Origin of the sequence: Pseudarthrobacter sp. NamE2, assembly GCF_005796205.1 — a bacterium.
Taxonomy (GTDB): domain Bacteria; phylum Actinomycetota; class Actinomycetes; order Actinomycetales; family Micrococcaceae; genus Arthrobacter.
The window spans coordinates 355,936-371,580 of the sequence record NZ_VAHN01000002.1 but is presented as its reverse complement, the minus strand read 5'-3'; the positions used below and the strand labels follow the sequence as shown (position 1 = coordinate 371,580).

General features: G+C 59.1%; 13 protein-coding genes. 9 read left to right on the top strand and 4 right to left on the bottom strand.

The genetic code is table 11. The annotated features are described in order from the left end of the window. Positions 1 to 26: 26 nt before the first annotated feature. Positions 27 to 2,816, top strand: a complete 2,790-nt coding sequence (locus FDW83_RS04635; RefSeq protein ID WP_138136404.1) for a lysozyme — start codon at positions 27 to 29, stop codon at positions 2,814 to 2,816. Positions 2,817 to 2,893: 77 nt separating this feature from the next. Here FDW83_RS04635 and rfbA read toward each other — a convergent pair whose 3' ends face one another. Continuing rightward, positions 2,894 to 3,766 (bottom strand): glucose-1-phosphate thymidylyltransferase RfbA, encoded by an 873-nt coding sequence (gene rfbA / locus FDW83_RS04630; RefSeq protein ID WP_138136403.1) that lies wholly within the window; start codon positions 3,764 to 3,766, stop codon positions 2,894 to 2,896. A 55-nt stretch (positions 3,767 to 3,821) separates the two neighbouring features. On the opposite strand from rfbA, the gene rfbB reads away from it, so the two are divergent. The 4 genes from rfbB to FDW83_RS04610 are packed head-to-tail and all read left to right on the top strand — an operon-like array spanning position 3,822 to position 7,395. Further along, positions 3,822 to 4,820 carry a dTDP-glucose 4,6-dehydratase gene (gene rfbB / locus FDW83_RS04625; RefSeq protein ID WP_138136402.1) on the top strand — a complete coding sequence of 333 codons (999 nt, stop codon included), beginning with the start codon at positions 3,822 to 3,824 and terminating at the stop codon, positions 4,818 to 4,820. A 3-nt stretch (positions 4,821 to 4,823) separates the two neighbouring features. Next, positions 4,824 to 6,248, top strand: a complete 1,425-nt coding sequence (locus tag FDW83_RS04620) for a bifunctional dTDP-4-dehydrorhamnose 3,5-epimerase family protein/NAD(P)-dependent oxidoreductase (RefSeq protein WP_138136401.1) — start codon at positions 4,824 to 4,826, stop codon at positions 6,246 to 6,248. Further along, a complete protein-coding gene (locus FDW83_RS04615) occupies positions 6,245 to 6,976 on the top strand; it encodes a glycosyltransferase family 2 protein (RefSeq protein ID WP_138136400.1) in 732 nt (243 codons plus the stop codon). The genes FDW83_RS04620 and FDW83_RS04615 overlap by 4 nt, the downstream gene beginning before the upstream one ends. 8 nt (positions 6,977 to 6,984) lie before the next feature. Continuing rightward, complete coding sequence (locus FDW83_RS04610; RefSeq protein ID WP_138136399.1) at positions 6,985 to 7,395, top strand: DUF2304 domain-containing protein; 411 nt, start codon at positions 6,985 to 6,987, stop codon at positions 7,393 to 7,395. Positions 7,396 to 7,451: 56 nt separating this feature from the next. Here FDW83_RS04610 and FDW83_RS04605 read toward each other — a convergent pair whose 3' ends face one another. Beyond that, positions 7,452 to 8,333 (bottom strand): glycosyltransferase, encoded by an 882-nt coding sequence (locus tag FDW83_RS04605; RefSeq protein ID WP_138136398.1) that lies wholly within the window; start codon positions 8,331 to 8,333, stop codon positions 7,452 to 7,454. 242 nt (positions 8,334 to 8,575) lie between these two features. Between FDW83_RS04605 and FDW83_RS04600 the strand changes: the two genes are divergently transcribed. From FDW83_RS04600 to FDW83_RS04590, 3 genes are read left to right on the top strand one after another with little or no spacing between them, the layout of a single operon-like run. After that, a complete protein-coding gene (locus FDW83_RS04600) occupies positions 8,576 to 9,505 on the top strand; it encodes a glycosyltransferase (RefSeq protein WP_240720844.1) in 930 nt (309 codons plus the stop codon). Next, the gene (locus FDW83_RS04595; RefSeq protein ID WP_138136397.1) at positions 9,502 to 10,245 is read left to right on the top strand and encodes a glycosyltransferase; all 744 of its coding nucleotides are present in this window, start codon (positions 9,502 to 9,504) and stop codon (positions 10,243 to 10,245) included. The genes FDW83_RS04600 and FDW83_RS04595 overlap by 4 nt, the downstream gene beginning before the upstream one ends. Next, positions 10,242 to 11,264: a glycosyltransferase gene (locus FDW83_RS04590; RefSeq protein ID WP_240720842.1), complete on the top strand. Its 1,023-nt coding sequence runs from the start codon at positions 10,242 to 10,244 to the stop codon at positions 11,262 to 11,264. Before FDW83_RS04595 ends, FDW83_RS04590 begins: the two co-directional genes overlap by 4 nt. On the opposite strand, the gene FDW83_RS04585 is transcribed toward FDW83_RS04590, so the two are convergent. Continuing rightward, a complete protein-coding gene (locus FDW83_RS04585; RefSeq protein WP_138136396.1) occupies positions 11,261 to 12,184 on the bottom strand; it encodes a glycosyltransferase family 2 protein in 924 nt (307 codons plus the stop codon). The genes FDW83_RS04590 and FDW83_RS04585 overlap by 4 nt on opposite strands. 147 nt (positions 12,185 to 12,331) lie before the next feature. On the opposite strand from FDW83_RS04585, the gene FDW83_RS04580 reads away from it, so the two are divergent. Next, positions 12,332 to 13,552 carry a lipopolysaccharide biosynthesis protein gene (locus FDW83_RS04580; RefSeq protein ID WP_138136395.1) on the top strand — a complete coding sequence of 407 codons (1,221 nt, stop codon included), beginning with the start codon at positions 12,332 to 12,334 and terminating at the stop codon, positions 13,550 to 13,552. 61 nt (positions 13,553 to 13,613) lie between these two features. On the opposite strand, the gene FDW83_RS04575 is transcribed toward FDW83_RS04580, so the two are convergent. Beyond that, a complete protein-coding gene (locus FDW83_RS04575; RefSeq protein WP_138136394.1) occupies positions 13,614 to 15,623 on the bottom strand; it encodes a DUF6541 family protein in 2,010 nt (669 codons plus the stop codon). Positions 15,624 to 15,645: the final 22 nt, after the last annotated feature.

Sequence of the window (15,645 nt, the reverse complement as noted above, 5' to 3'; positions counted from 1 at the left end):
AGCGCCACATTGTCTCCGGAGCAAAAATGAAGCGGAACCCGTCTCAGTCCCGTCGCCCCGCATTGAAGTCTCTAGGAATAGCGCTCTTAGCTGCTTCCCTCGTGGCAGGTCCCGGTTTCTCGCCCGTGGCGTCCGCGGTCGAGCCTGCTCCGACGGCGACGGCTTCCCCCGGGCCAAGTGGCAGCCCGCAAGTGGAGGCGCCCGCGGAAGCCGTCCCGACGTCGTCTCCTTCCATTGCAGGAACAACAGAGGCGGAGCCCCAACCTACCCAGCCCTCACCGGAGACGACGCTTTCAATGGCTGAAGCAGTCGGCGTCGGTGGCGCCGAAATGGGGCAGCGCTCCGCCCGCGTCACCGCTGGATCCGACTCTTTCAGGCGTCTCAGCACCGAATCACTCGCGTCCGAAGGCACTTGGATGCCTACATTTGGCATCCAGGGGCTGGACGTCAGTGGCCACCAGCCGACTGTGGACTGGCAGCACCAGTGGAACATGGGGGCACGCTTCGCCTACGTCAAGGCAACCGAGGGGAACTACTACAAAAACCCCTACTACGGCTCCCAATACCAGGGCTCGCGCAATATCGGCATGATACGGGGGGCCTACCACTTCGCCATCCCTAACTGGTCCTCAGGAGCAGACCAGGCCCGATACTTCGTTCAAAACGGAGGCGGCTGGTCCGCTGACGGATACACCATGCCGCCTGTTTTGGACTTTGAATTCAACCCCTACGAAGGCCGAACCATCAACGGGTTCTACTTCGGCAACACCTGCTACAACATGTCGCCGGCGCAGCTCCAGTCTTGGGTGAAAGACTTCGGCAACACAGTCCGGTCATTGACCGGGCGGCTGCCGGTTATTTACACGAACACCAGTTGGTGGAACCAGTGCCTGGGCAACCCCGCAGGGTTTGGGGACTACCCCTTGTGGGTCGCGGCCTACCCCAGCGCCCCAACAAACAATGCTGGCCCGGTTCCGACGGCAAGCTGGAGCACCTACAGCATCTGGCAGTACAGCAGCACTGGTCCTTTTGCCGGGGACTCAAACGTGTGGAATGGGGATTACGCTTCGCTGCGAACGTTCGCGGGGGCACCGGCCCCAGGTGGCTCTTTCGATGGACTGGCACTGCAACGCAGCGGCTCCAGGGTAGACCTTGACCTTCGAGGCTGGGCGGTCGATTTCGCCAGGCCTTCCGTTTCGACGGACGTCCATGCCTACATTACCGCTCCGGACGGTACCAGGACCGGACATGCCTTTCCAGCCAATACGCCACGGCCAGACGTGAATGCAGCCTTTGGTGTGACAGGGCAGCACGGTTTTGAGCGGCGGATCCAGATTCTGAAGTCAGGAATGTACCAAGTCTGCGTATACGCGATCGGCGCCTTTAGCAACACGTATGTTGGCTGCAAGTCGATAGAGGCCCGCGGCGTGGAGCCGCCCATCGGTCATTTGGATGAAGCAAGGGAAGTACGGACGGCTGACAAAGTAACACTTTCACTTCGCGGCTGGGCGATCGATATTGCCAACCCGGGCACAGCCACGGAAGCCCATGCTTACATCACTGCACCCGACGGGACCCGCACCGGATATGCGATACGCGCGGACGTGTCCCGTCCGGATGTCGACCAAGCACTGCGTTTGGGAGCTAATCATGGATTTCAGCATGAGATACCCATAACAAAAAGTGGTGAACACACACTTTGTGTCTACGCAATAGGCCAGTACAGCAACTCAGAAATTGAATGCCGGAAAATCTACTTCGCCCCAGCTGCAGCTCCCATCGGCAGCCTGGACGAAGTGGCTCTGGCGAAGACTGCCACCACCGCCGGACTCTCCGTAAGGGGCTGGGCGTTGGATCGTGGAGACGCATCGCGATCCATTAACGTGCAGGTGAATGTGACGTCACCTGACGGTTCAACAAAAGCTCACCCCTTTACGGCCTCCCAATCCCGACCTGACGTCAACACTGCTTTGTCGGTGACGGGCAACCACGGCTTCACTGCTGTCATTCCTATTACTGCAGCAGGGGCTTACCGGGTATGCGTTTATGCAATTGCGCTTAGTCCCCTGGCCCCTGGAAACCCTCTCTTGGGCTGCCGTACAGTCGAAGCAGCGGCAGCGCCGGCTCCGGTGGGCAACCTGGACGTGGTGTCGGTCAACAAAACCAGCACCAGCGCTTCACTAAACGCCGGCGGCTGGGCCGTTGACAGGGCTGACTCCAGCCAGTCCATCCCTGTCCACGTGTACGTTAAATCTCCTGATGGCACCACGAAAAGCTATGCATTCACAGCATCGCAGCCTCGGTCAGATGTAAACGCCGCCCTCGGGGTGACCGGTAATCATGGCTTTACGACAGCCATACCCGTCAGCGCCCCAGGGGTCTACCAAGTCTGTGTTTACGCCATTGCACTCAATCCTTTGGCGGTCAGTAACCCGCTTCTCGGATGCCGTTCCGTTGATGCCGGCAAGAGCGGAACTCCAGTCGGTCATGTTGATTCTGTCGGGATCCGGACCGCTGGTGGAATCACGTCAATGGAGGCGACCGGCTGGACCTTTGACCCCGACGTTTCCGCTTCGTCCAACCCGGTTCACGCCTACGTAACCGCACCCGACGGTCAGACCACCGGCTACGCCTTCACCACATCGGTTGATCGGCCAGACGTCAACAAGGCGTTCGGCATAACCGGCATTCACGGATACTCCGTCAAGGTAAACGTGACCCAGCGGGGCACCTATACCATGTGCCTGTACGGTATCGGGATTTCACCGTTCTCGACTGGCCACACGGCCCTCGGCTGCAGGACTTCCACCTACTAGCTCCGGGGAAAGGAAAAGGGTGAAGCATCCGCTTCACCCTTTTCCTTCAAAATTTTCTCGCTTTCCGGCTGTTTCCACTAAAGCTTGTTCTCCGCCAGCAGTTCCAAAAGGTACGCACCATAACCGCTCTTGACCAAGGGCTCCGCCCGCTCCCTCAGCTCGTCATCGGTGAGGAACCCAAGACGCCAGGAAATCTCTTCGGGAGCACCAATCTTCAGCCCTTGCCGGTTTTCCACTGTGCGGATGAAGTTGGACGCGTCATTCAGGTCATTGACGGTGCCTGTATCCAACCATGCCGTGCCTCGCGGCAGTATCTCCACCTGCAACTTGCCCGCCGCCAAATAGGAGCGGTTGACGTCGGTTATCTCCAGCTCACCCCGTGGCGATGGCTCAAGGTTCTTTGCGATATCCACCACATTGTTGTCGTAAAAGTAAAGGCCGGGAACGGCGTAGTGGCTTTTTGGAGCGGCCGGTTTCTCTTCAAGGGACAGGGCACGGCCCAGGCTGTCGAACTCCACGACGCCGTATGCGGACGGATCCTTCACCCAGTAGCCGAAGACAGCTCCGCCGTCGATGTTCTTGAAGCGGCGAAGCTGCGTGCCCATACCCTGGCCGTAGAAAATGTTGTCACCCAGGACCAGAGCCACACTGTCGTCACCGATGTGATCTGCACCAAGGATGAATGCCTGGGCGAGACCATCGGGCGATGGCTGCTGCTTATAGGTGATGGAGACGCCAAAACGCGAGCCGTCCCCCAGGAGGCGTTCGAACTGCTCGGCGTCGTGGGGCGTGGTGATAACCAGGATGTCCCGGATACCTGCGAGAATCAGGGTGGACAGCGGGTAGTAAATCATCGGCTTGTCGTAGACCGGGACCAACTGCTTGCTAACGCCCAGTGTGATGGGATGGAGCCGGGAGCCGGTACCGCCGGCAAGTATTATTCCGCGCATGCCCCCATCTTTCCCTTCGCTAACAGCCGCAGCAAATCCGGTACCCTTGGGAATTATGCAGCGACTTCTTGTTACCGGCGGAGCCGGCTTCATCGGCTCTAATTTTGTCCACTATGCGCTAGAAAATACAGACTCCCATGTCACTGTGCTGGACAAGCTGACCTACGCCGGCAACCGGGAATCGCTGAAGGGCCTGCCCGAGGAACGGTTTACGTTCGTCGAGGGCGATATCGCAGACGCCGGTACCGTCGATCCCCTGGTTTCTGAATCGGACATCGTCGTGCACTACGCTGCTGAATCGCACAACGACAACTCACTGCACGATCCCCGCCCGTTCCTGGACACAAACATCATCGGTACCTACACGCTGATCGAGGCGGCCCGGAAACACAGCAAGCGCTTCCACCATATCTCCACCGACGAGGTCTACGGCGATCTGGAACTTAACGACCCGGAACGCTTCACCGAACAAACTCCCTATAACCCGTCCAGCCCCTACTCCTCCACCAAAGCAGGTTCCGACCTGCTGGTCCGGGCATGGGTCCGCTCCTTCGGGCTGCAGGCTACTATCAGCAACTGCTCCAACAACTACGGCCCTTACCAGCACGTGGAAAAGTTCATCCCCCGGCAGATCACCAACGTCATCGACGGGATCCGCCCGAAGCTTTACGGCAAGGGCGAGAACGTCCGGGACTGGATCCATGCCAACGACCACTCCTCCGCCGTCCTGACAATCATTGCCAAGGGCAAGATCGGTGAAACCTACCTCATTGGCGCGGACGGTGAGAAGAACAATAAGGACGTCGTCGAACTGATCCTCAAACACATGGGCCAGGCCCCGGACGCGTACGACCATGTGGTGGACCGGCCAGGCCACGACCTGCGTTATGCAATCGACTCCAGCAAGCTCCGGAACGAACTGGGCTGGGAACCGCAATTTTCCAACTTTGATGCCGGCATCGAGGACACCATTGCGTGGTATCGGGACAACGAAGACTGGTGGCGCCCTCAAAAAGCAGCTACCGAAGCCAAGTACAAGGAACAGGGCCAGTAGTCCATGTCTTTGGAGTTCTCTAAAAGGCTCGCTGCCCACGAAACACCCATTCCTGGCGTCGTTCTTTATGACCTTCCAGTCCACGGCGACAACCGGGGCTGGTTCAAGGAAAACTGGCAGCGGGAGAAGATGGTTGCCCTGGGTCTCCCCGACTTCCGCCCCGTCCAAAACAACATCTCCTTCAACGAGAAGGCCGGAACTACCCGCGGCATTCATGCCGAGCCCTGGGATAAATTCATCTCCGTGGCGACCGGCAGGATCTTTGGAGCCTGGGTGGACCTAAGGGAAGGGCCTTCCTTTGGGGCCGTCTTCACCGCGGAGCTGGACCCCAGCCAGGCGATCTTCATTCCACGCGGCGTGGGCAACGCCTTCCAGACCCTGGAGGACAACACTGCCTACACCTACCTTGTGAACGACCACTGGTCCGCCGATGCGCAGGGACAGTACACCTTCCTCAACCTCGCGGACGAGACAGCTGGCATCTCCTGGCCCATCCCGCTCGACCAGGCAGAGCTCTCCGATAAGGACAAGGCGCATCCGAGGCTAGGGAAAGTGTCCCCGATGCCAGCCAAAAAGACGCTCGTGGTAGGGGCGGACGGCCAGCTGGGCAAAGCGCTCCGCAATATTTATGACGGCGATCCATCAGTGGAGTTTGCATCCCGCCGTGAGTTTGATCTCACCAAGGCGGAGTCCTTCAATAACCGCAACTGGAAGAACTACTCGGCAATCATCAATGCGGCGGCCTACACCGCAGTCGACGCTGCCGAAACCCCTGAGGGCCGTGCGGCCGCTTGGGAGGTCAACGTCACGGCGGTGGCACTCCTGGCCAGGACCGCCGTCGAACACAACCTCACACTGGTGCATGTCTCGTCAGACTATGTATTTGACGGCGTCCGTGAGGTTCATGAGGAGAATGAGCCTTTTACGCCCCTGGGCGTGTATGGACAAACGAAGGCAGCCGGGGACGCGATCGTCAGCGTCGTTCCGCGCCACTTCATCGTCCGCACCAGCTGGGTCATCGGAGAAGGCAACAACTTCGTCCGTACGATGGCCAATCTGGCGGCCAAGGGTGTGAAGCCGTCCGTCGTGAATGATCAGACCGGCCGGCTCAGCTTCACTGCAGACATCGCTGCCGTCATCAGGCATCTGCTGGACACCGAAGCGGAATTCGGAACCTACAACTTCAGCAATGACGGACCGACCAGAAGCTGGGCTGACATCGCCGCGGACGTCTACGAACAGTCCGGCGCATCGAGAGGCGATGTCACTGGCATCACAACTGCGGAGTATTTCGCTGACAAAGCTGCTGCCCCCCGGCCCCTGAACAGCACCATGGATCTGGCAAAGATCCGCCGGACCGGCTTCGACGTGCCGGACGCCAACGAGCGGTTGACTGAATATTTGAAGTCGGACGTCGAAAAGCCATGAACAGTGCAGAGCAAACGCAGCGCACCCTGGTCATCATGCCGGCATGGAACGAATCCGAGGCCATCGGTAACACAATTCGGGAAGTCTTCGAGTTCGGACCGGCCTGCGATGTCCTTGTGGTGGACGACGGCTCGCGCGACAGTACTGCCCAAGTAGCGCGCGACGCAGGCGCCCTGGTAGTACAGCTCCCGTTCAATATGGGAGTGGGCGGGGCCATGCGGACCGGCTTCAAGTACGCGAAGATGCACGGCTACACGCAGGTCATCCAGGTTGACTCCGATGGCCAGCACGACCCGCGTGACATCAAGTCCGTCCTGGACGGCCTGCGGGAAGCCGACATTGTCATCGGTGCCCGTTTCGCGGATAAAGGCACCTACACGGTCCGCGGACCCCGGAAGTGGGCCATGAATGTCCTGGCCTGGACTATCTCGCGCATTGCCGGCACCCGGCTCACCGACGTGACCTCCGGCTTCCGTGCTGCAAATGCCAAAGCAATCCGCCAGTATGTGGACCACTATCCCGCCGAGTACCTGGGAGATACCATCGATTCCCTGGTGGTAGCGATCCGTTCCGGGTGCACCGTGCGCCAGGTGGGCGTCTCGATGCGGGAACGCCAAGGCGGAACACCCAGCCATGACCCCATCAAAGCTGCCGTCTATCTGGGCCGGTCAGCTTTTGCTCTTCTCTTCGCCCTGACGCGCAAGAAGAACGAACCGTCATCGAACTAGGAGTTCACATGGCCACCCTGGTTGGCTTTATCTTTGTGCTCGTCATCCTGCTTGTCATCTTCGAACTGCTGCGCCGGCGGCACCTGCGGGAGAAGTACGCCGTCCTCTGGATCGTCATCGGTATTGGTCTGCTGGTACTGGTCGCTTTTCCGCAGCTCCTTTTCTGGGCCAGCGGCATCCTCGGCGTCCAGGTTCCCTCGAACCTCCTCTTCGCAATGGCGCTGCTGCTGCTCGTTCTGGTCTGCCTTCATCTCTCCTTCGAACAGTCGCAGGCTGAGGACGAGATCAGGGTCTTGGCGGAGGAAGTTGGTATCCTCCGCCTGAAGATGCTTGAAATGGAGGCCCGGCAGCTGGAACTCCGTACCAAACCTCTCGAGCAGAGCCGGCGACCCGGCAACCCTCCCGAGACAGCCGCTTAAACAGCCCAGGTGGCTCCCCAGAACGGGAAGCCACCTGGTTTTGCGTTGGGGCAGGACTAGGAAACGACGTGCTTCAACAGCCTGGGCAGGGAGTCCGTTTTTCCGATGGCCAGCGCGCGTGCAACCAGGGTGGCCGCATTCAGCCTTGAAGTTGTATGAAATGCAGCAGCCCGCGAGGTGCCCAGCCAACCCAACTCCCGGAAGCGCTTTGCCTGGCCCTCAAAGAATGCCCGTTCCTCATCGAAGCGCCGTCCGTCAAGCGCCTTGACGGAGGAGTCGGATGCGGAGTGGCGGCGGTACAGAAAAGCCAAGGTGGGGTCCACCACCATGGAGCCGCCCTCGGCGGCAATGTCCAGCAGCAATGCAAGGTCCTGGACCACATGCAGGCCCTCTCTGAATCCAATCCGGCGGATGACATCGGTACGCCATGCGAGGGAGGGAAAGTACGCCCAGTCGGCGCGGACGAGGCTGGTCGCCATCTTCTCGCCCTGGAGGAGGGCCCGGTCCTTGGTCGAGGGAGCGTAAATCTTCTTGACAATGTCAACCAGCGGCGAGCAGGCGCGTCCCCGCTCATCGATGACCTGGACCCCTGGCTGGACGACGCTGGCTTCGGGAAATGCATCAAAGGCTTTGGAGACGACATCCAGGTAGTTCGGGAGCATGATGTCATCTGCACCCATGACCACAACGATCGGCGCCTCGGCCATCTCCAGGGCTTTACGGTAGTTGCCGTTCGCACCGAGATTTGTCTCGTTCTTGCGGTAACTCACCCTAGGGTCAGACATCGATTCGAACCAGCGCTGGGGTTCCGGGCTTGGGTAGCCGTCGTCCACCACGATGAGGCGCCAATCCTCGAACTGCTGGCTCATGACGCTCTGAGCGGCAAGTTTCATCAGGTCGACATCCCCATAGTAGGGAAGCAATACATCAATGGCCATGTGCCAGGTAGGTCCTTTTCTTGAATCAACACCGTTTTTGAAACGTCTGCCCGGAGATGAGCACCCCGTCAATGCTACCCCGTAGAATACGAAGGCTTTCTTTCGTGTTGACTGCCGGTCAAGAGTGACCGCGGGCATAAATGGAGGGCATCACCCGCCGACGATAGACTGAACCCTGCTGTCTGACAGTTCCCACACTTCGGTACGGTCTTTGTGGGTAAGCGAAAAGGAACATTAAAGACGTGACGCACCAGAGTGACGCCCGCGTGGTGGCCATCATTTCAGCTTTCCACCCGCCTGCAGACCTGCCTGTGAGGGTCCAGGCACTCAACGCGCAGGTACTTCATACCGTAGTGGTGGACGATGGCTCTGATGCAACGGGGAAAAACCCGGTGCTGCAGGAGTTGGAGGCATTAGGGTGCACCGTTATCCGGATGCCCGGCAACGTAGGAATCGCTGCCGCACTGAACAAGGGTATCGAAGCAGCCCTTGCAGCGTGGTCCCCCGATTTTGTGGTGACGCTGGACCAGGATTCCGCCTTGGATGAAGGCTACATAGCCGCCGCGCTGCACACCTATTTCGAGGCCAAGGCCCAGGGTGTGGAGGCCGGACTGGTGAGTGCAGAATCGCACAATGGATTGCACGTCCCGCTGCTCACCCGAAGGGCCGAATTCCCGGAAGCGTTCGACCCCTTGCAGTCAGGCGCCCTGATCCCCGTGACCACCCTTAAAGTGGTGGGTGTTTTGGATGAGCGCCTGTTTATTGATTGCGTTGATTCCGAATTCAACCTGCGCGTACGCTCTCATGGCCTGGCCACCCTGATCGGCAAGGGATGCAACATGACGCATGCCCTGGGCCATGCACAGCCCATGATGCTTTTGGGCTGGCATGTGAGCGTCCTGGGTGTGAAGCGTCACGTGCACTCCCACCCACCTTTTCGCGTCTACTACATGACCCGCAACAGCATTTACCTGTGGCGGCAATACGGGGCCAGGTTCCCCGGCTGGCTGGTCCGACGGCTTCGGTTCCAGCTGGAGAGCGACATCTTCAGGCTGCTGTACGGAGCCAACCGTAAGGGCCAACTGCGTGCCTTTGTCCGCGGATGTTGGGACGGCTGGCTGGGACGGCTTGGCAAGATTGATCCTGCGTTTAAACTGCGGATCAGCGCATGAACGCCAAACACGCCCCAAGGGTCTCTGTATGCATGGCGACTTACAACGGGCAGGACTATGTAACCGAGCAGATCCAATCCATCCTGGAGCAGCTGTCTCCCGAAGATGAGCTGATTGTCGTCGACGACGCGTCCAGGGACGGGACAGTCGATGTAGTACGAAGCCTGGGCGACCCCCGGATCGTGCTGCTGGCCAACCCGGAAAACAGGGGTTACGTCGCCAGTTTCGAACGGGCCATCACCGCCAGCAAAGGCGAATTCATCCTGCTGTCTGACCAGGACGATGTATGGCTGCCCGGACGGCTGGACCTTTTGGTGAACTCATTGCAGGACAAGAAGTTTGTGGCCAGCAATTTCAGCGTTTTTGGCGGCCCTGCGAACAAACTGCAGAAAGTTCAGTTGAAGCAGGCAGACGGCCCCCGCTGGATAGCCAATCTCATCACCACGTGGATCGGAGTGCGGCCCTACTATGGGTGCACCATGGCTTTCCGCGCGGCGGGCAAGAAACTGATCCTTCCCTTTCCGGCATTCCTCAATGAGACGCACGATCAGTGGATTGCCATCGTGGGGAACCTCCACCGGGATATGGCTCATGTTGAGACTGCCACGGTAGCCCGCCGGCTGCATGACCAGAACACGACCCCGAAGTCCCGGCGTCCTCTTACGGTGATCTTCCGTGCAAGGATCATGTTGCTCCGCGCTTTCCTTGTTGCCCTTGCCCGGAAGCTGGGGAAGCAGTGAGCGCCGCGCCACGCGCCGCAGCAGGAGCTTATGCAGCTTCCTTTGGTGCCATCGCCCTTGCCGCTTACAAGCCTGACGAACCGATGTTTGCCCGTCAGCTTCAATCAATCCAGGCGCAGACCCATACCCAGTTCGTGTGCCTCATATCGGTAGACGGAAATCCTGAGCCGGTGAGGGCGATGGTCCGGAGGGCGTGCGGTCAGGATGACCGCTTTCGTGTTCTTGGCTATGAGAATCGCCTTGGCTTTCACCACAACTTCGAACGCGCACTAAAAGAAGTACCCGCCGAAGCGCGGTGGGTTGCCTTAAGTGATCAGGACGACTATTGGTATTCGGAAAAGCTATCGACACTGCTCCCCCAGCTCGATGAAACTGCATTAGTGACGGGCCAGGCCCGGGTTGTTTCACCTGAGATTTCAGCCACGGACAGGGACCCGACAAAAGGCAATTTAACCGACAGAAGAAGCGTTGGGGCAGCTGACCTCATCGCTAACAATCAGGTTACGGGTTCCTTGTGCGTCTTTAGGCGTGAGGTTCTTAATCTCGCGCTGCCGTTTCCCTCCATGCCTACCCCCGCCCAGTATCACGACCACTGGATCGGCATCTGCGCGTTGGCAGTGGGTGGAGTGAAGGTGCAAAACCTCGTACTTCAGGACTACATACAGCACGGAGGCAATGTAGTTGGTGAATCCCGACAGCGCCTGTTGAGCTCAATCCGCAATACCTTCCGCTTCGTGCGCCGCTATGAAGGCAATGCCTCGCCGAGAAGTATCTGCAGGATTATCTATAAGACCGGGCTGGGGTGGCGCCAATTGATGGCCCAAACACTTAGGGATCGTCTTGCGCTAAGGGGAATCCCGCCCTTGGATGGCCTCGAACATGCACTCGCGGTTTACAGTCGCCCGCATTGCGCCGCCCTCATCCGGCTCCTCATCAGGGGGATGCGCGGTGGGAACGTACCCCCCATGAGGGTCCTGGAGATTCTCATGGGCGCCGCACTCAGGCGTTGGGGTAGCTAAGGCCAGGCAGCGAGCCTGTTTCGCTTATCCGATGGCAGGGAATCCAACAGTTCGCCTGGTCGTCGAGCCGTGGGTAGCCTAAGCAATCCTTCACTAAGGCCCCTAAGGCTGCTGGAAAGCCAGAGCGTCTTATTGCTGGCTACCCGGAACTGGCGCAAGGCCAGGACCAACAGCTCAGCAAGCCTGAAAATGGGGCGTTGCGTGAGTGACCAGGGTCGCGGGTTAAGGCGGGTGATCCACAACTGGTTTCGCAGGTAATAGTAAAGACGCCCGCCCATATCGAGCACACCGGCATTGTTAGGGTGCTTCATGCGGGCATTAACAACATGGACACCGAACGAAGCCCGGGCCAGGCGTTTGGTGTATTCGACGTCGTCAAACCAGATGAAGAAGTCGGCGTGTGGAAGGGGCATCGTAGCGGCGAGCTTCAGGTCTACCAGTACGCCCACAAAGGTAGCGTGAGCAAGAGCGATGCCCCCCAGCTTCTGGGCACGCAACTGCGCCAAGGGGTCTGTCGAAATCGTAGGCAGGTTACCCTGCACGATGTCCCCTTTGTCATCTTCGACAAGGGGGGCTGCGAATCCAGGTCGCGGTTCACTTTCCATCGCTTCCAGGAGTGGCGCCAAAGCATCTTTGCGCGGCTCCGCATCGTCGTCCATCAGCCATGCTGAACTGTGTCCGTGTTTGAGCGCAATCTCGACTCCCCAGGCAAACCCTCCTGCCCCGCCTAAATTGGCCCCGGTTTCAAAAAGAGTTATCCCGGGGTGATTTTGCCGGATGTAATCCGCGCTGCCATCGGTGGAGCCGTTTTCAACTACTATGATCTCGTCGAGCGGCCGCGTCTGTTCTTCCAATGCCTTCAGGCATTTTTTGAGGTAGTCCAGCCTGTTATAGGACACGACAACGGCTGCTACGGACATGGGCCATCCTGACTTTGCGGTGCGGGGTTACCCCTACAGCTTAGTCGAACCCCGTACGACCAAAGCGCGCCATCGACCGGCTGCAGCATTAGGCTTGAGCTTTTGGCGCTACCCTGCGCCCAGGTACGAAAGGTTGAATTCCGCCTCATGCAAGCAATCGTGGCCGCTCTCCTGAGGCTTGGTACTTTCGCTCTCACAGTTGGAGCCGGGACCATTGTCGGGCTCCTGGCAATCCCTGTCATCACCCGGATGGTCGGGGCTGACGCATGGGCTGTGCAGGTCCTGGTGCAGTCGCAGGCGACGTTGTTCGGGGTGCTGGTTGCGTTCGGGTGGGGGACGATCGGTCCGGGGTTGGTGGCATCAGCACCGATACATAAACGGCCGCAGCTCTTTTTGGATTCCTTGGTAACCCGCTGTTATCTCCTCCTTGTCGGTGCTCCGCTGATGGTCCTTTTGATGATCCTGCTCCGACCTGCAGAAGCGGTTTTCGTCTCCGTCGCCTCCGTAGCCTATCTCCTGCCGTTTGTGGGGGCTTCCTGGTACTTCGTGGGGGAAGGCCGTCCACTCCGGCTCTTCCTCTACGACGCACTCCCACAACTTCTTGGCACCGTTGTGGGCCTCATAGTCCTGGTTGCCACTACAAACTTCACGATGATGGTTGTTACACAGCTCATTTTCAACGTCGCTGCTGTTTCCGTCAGCGCCTTCGTGGTACTTCGCGGAGGACATGGCCTTGTCGCGGATTTTGCTGTACGTAACTCCCTCAAGCAAATGTCGAAGCAGCGCCATGGAGTTGTCACTGCGGCGACGGGAAGCTTCTACGTGAACCTGCCGATACTGGTGGTCAATACCTTCATCCCAACCCAACTGGACAGCTACGCGATAGCAGACCGGCTGTTCCGTTTTGCCGTAACAGCGTTCTCGCCCGTACTGCAGTTCGTTCAAGGCTGGATTCCGGAAGGCGGGGTCGAGTCCATGACGCACCGCATCAGGAGGGCCGCTCAGTTCGCCCCCGCTCTCGGACTGGCTGGTGGCACCGCCATGGTGCTGATGGGTCCGCTCGCCGCCCAGATTCTTGTCCAGGCACCTACAGAATTTGGGTTTGAGCTCAGCTCTCCCGTGGGTGTCAGCTTCGCAGCGGTTGCTGTTTCCCAGGTTATAGGACTGGCTTGCCTTGTGCCCATTGGCAGGGCAAGGCACCTGGCCTTGTCCACCGTGATCGGTGCCGTATTGGGCACGCCCCTGATAGTCATCGGCGCTTTCACCTTTGGCGTTGCTGGCGTTATTTGGGGCATGGCCATTTCCGAGGTGGCCGTCGCACTCTTCCAGCTACGGATCTTGAGGCTTCATCTCAAAAACGCGGTCTAGGCCAAAACGTGCCGGCCCCCGCCCTTACATGCCCTGCTGCCCAACAGAGCCCCTGCCCTTGCTACTGACTACACAATTGCAGCTTGTAGAGCCGTGCTTCGCCTTCCGAGTCCTCAAGAGTTGCCATGCCTGCAGCGATCAGGCGGTCCAGCCCCTTGTATCCGCTGTCCCTGCCGTGCACTTCGCGATGGCCGAAGTCCAAAATATATTCCAGCTTCAACCGCTCAACTGTTGGGCAGACATCGGGATCGTCCCTAGCAGGTGCAGGACCATTCAGAAGTGGAGCTGTTCCTTCAGGAACGGCACTGAGGATATGCAGTTGGACAAGTTTGCGATCGGCGAGGGCGTAAGCCAGGGAGCTGCCATTCCATGGGTTACCCACCAGTAGAGCATCTTCAGGAACCTCATCCGGTAAACGCTGAATCAACGCCAGTTCGTCAGTTGAGATCAAGGGCGAATCCTCAGATAACCGGTAGGACCCGGACATGGAATCCTCGGCCTGCCGGACATTTCCACGTTGTGTGGCAGCCGTCATGCCCATGGCCAGGATGATGCCGGCAATAACGGTGAGAGTTGCCGGACGGGAAAATACTGCCCTCAACACTGGCGCGTCTGCCAGTGGTTTCGCTGGTCGCCGCATCCCGGTTCTAAACATCGTCATCAAAAGGTCCCAAAGCGATACGGCACCGTGGCAGGCCAATGGCACAGTCACCAGCGGCAGAAGCGCGGCAAGCCTCGGTGGATCGTTGTACCAGATACCGCTCACAAACATCCTGAAGTCGTCGGCGGGGAAGGAGCTAACGACCAAGAAAAGGAACGCAGCCACTGCGTAAGTCCCCAACCACCACACCTGCCGGCCGGAGCGCATGGTGGCGTAAGCTCCAAAAAGCGTCAGAACCATGACGGCCCAAGCAACAGGACGCCCGATGGCTGAACTAGAGATTACTTCCCCAATTGCCTGCCCACTTGTTTCCACAGGGGGCCAAAAGGCTGCTTCAGCAGGCGGGCGGACGGCCTCCCAAAGACTCCGGACGACGACGACGGCGACCACCAGCGTGATGACCAACGCCACGATTGCCACAACACGTCCCCGACCCTGCCGCGACCTGATCACCGCCAGAAGGGCCCGGCCCCATGCATACATAGCAGGCGGCAGCATCAGTGCCATCCAGGCCATGGCGGCACTCGGGTGTGCAAGTGCAAGGCCGGGAAGAACGGCAAGCAGGAGAAGCACGGCCAGCACCCTGGATTGAGTTCGCACGGCAGCCAGTCCGAGGGCTTCCAATGCCACTGCGATCACCATCGGCAGCAGGGCTACTGCCAGGAAATTCGGGTAGAGGACGCCAAAATCAAGGAGGGACATGGGAAAAGCGCCGAAGGCGGCGGCAAGGATTCCGGCCGAAATGCTGACTGCTGTCCGTGGCCCCAGTATTGTCCGGGCAAGATATATACATCCGAGAGGCCAGACGACGGCTGCCACGATGATATTGATAACGTTCACAGACAGCGGGATGCCAGAGCCGCTGGTGCCAACGACAAGGGACACAAGATCATGCCAGGCAGCAGGATATGACGCCGCACCGGTCATTGAGTTCAGAGTGAGTGAAGAACCGGAACCGGTGTCCAGGATGTAGCGGACAGCATTCAGATGGAAGACGTTATCGAAGGTTTGAGAAAAGGACTCGGGCTGGCCAATTGCGTGTACGACACGACGGCCGATCAACACCGCAGCGATGCCAACCGCCGCGAGCGGTCCGAGGGCATCCATCCAGCCCGTCTTGCCGTGTGCAGAGGCACTTTCCGCTTTGCTTGTCCGTGCAAGGAGGACTGAGGCACCAAACGCTAGGGCTGCGACAACGAAGGTTAAAGCCAGGACGGGAAGCAGGGACCAGGACAAACCAGCAAAGGGGGCCGCAATGGCGGAAACCGCGATGATGGAGAGGCTGATGCCGGGTGCCAGTGCTACAGCGGGAACACCCCGGAGCCGGGCGGCGAAAGCAACGGCCAGCCCTGGAAGAAACAGCAACCCCACTCCAAGGACGAACTGTGGAACTGCATCAAACCAGGACAAGGGTTCTCCCTAAAACATCATG

What these genes read in the sequence shown, in the direction of transcription:
- rfbB (WP_138136402.1), top strand. Translation starts at nt 3,822, where the DNA reads ATGCAGCGACTTCTTGTTACCGGCGGAGCCGGCTTCATCGGCTCTAAT.
- FDW83_RS04595 (WP_138136397.1), top strand. Translation starts at nt 9,502, where the DNA reads ATGAACGCCAAACACGCCCCAAGGGTCTCTGTATGCATGGCGACTTAC.
- FDW83_RS04620 (WP_138136401.1), top strand. Translation starts at nt 4,824, where the DNA reads ATGTCTTTGGAGTTCTCTAAAAGGCTCGCTGCCCACGAAACACCCATT.
- FDW83_RS04605 (WP_138136398.1), bottom strand. Translation starts at nt 8,333, where the DNA reads ATGGCCATTGATGTATTGCTTCCCTACTATGGGGATGTCGACCTGATG.
- rfbA (WP_138136403.1), bottom strand. Translation starts at nt 3,766, where the DNA reads ATGCGCGGAATAATACTTGCCGGCGGTACCGGCTCCCGGCTCCATCCC.
- FDW83_RS04635 (WP_138136404.1), top strand. Translation starts at nt 27, where the DNA reads ATGAAGCGGAACCCGTCTCAGTCCCGTCGCCCCGCATTGAAGTCTCTA.
- FDW83_RS04580 (WP_138136395.1), top strand. Translation starts at nt 12,332, where the DNA reads ATGCAAGCAATCGTGGCCGCTCTCCTGAGGCTTGGTACTTTCGCTCTC.
- FDW83_RS04610 (WP_138136399.1), top strand. Translation starts at nt 6,985, where the DNA reads ATGGCCACCCTGGTTGGCTTTATCTTTGTGCTCGTCATCCTGCTTGTC.
- FDW83_RS04585 (WP_138136396.1), bottom strand. Translation starts at nt 12,184, where the DNA reads ATGTCCGTAGCAGCCGTTGTCGTGTCCTATAACAGGCTGGACTACCTC.
- FDW83_RS04615 (WP_138136400.1), top strand. Translation starts at nt 6,245, where the DNA reads ATGAACAGTGCAGAGCAAACGCAGCGCACCCTGGTCATCATGCCGGCA.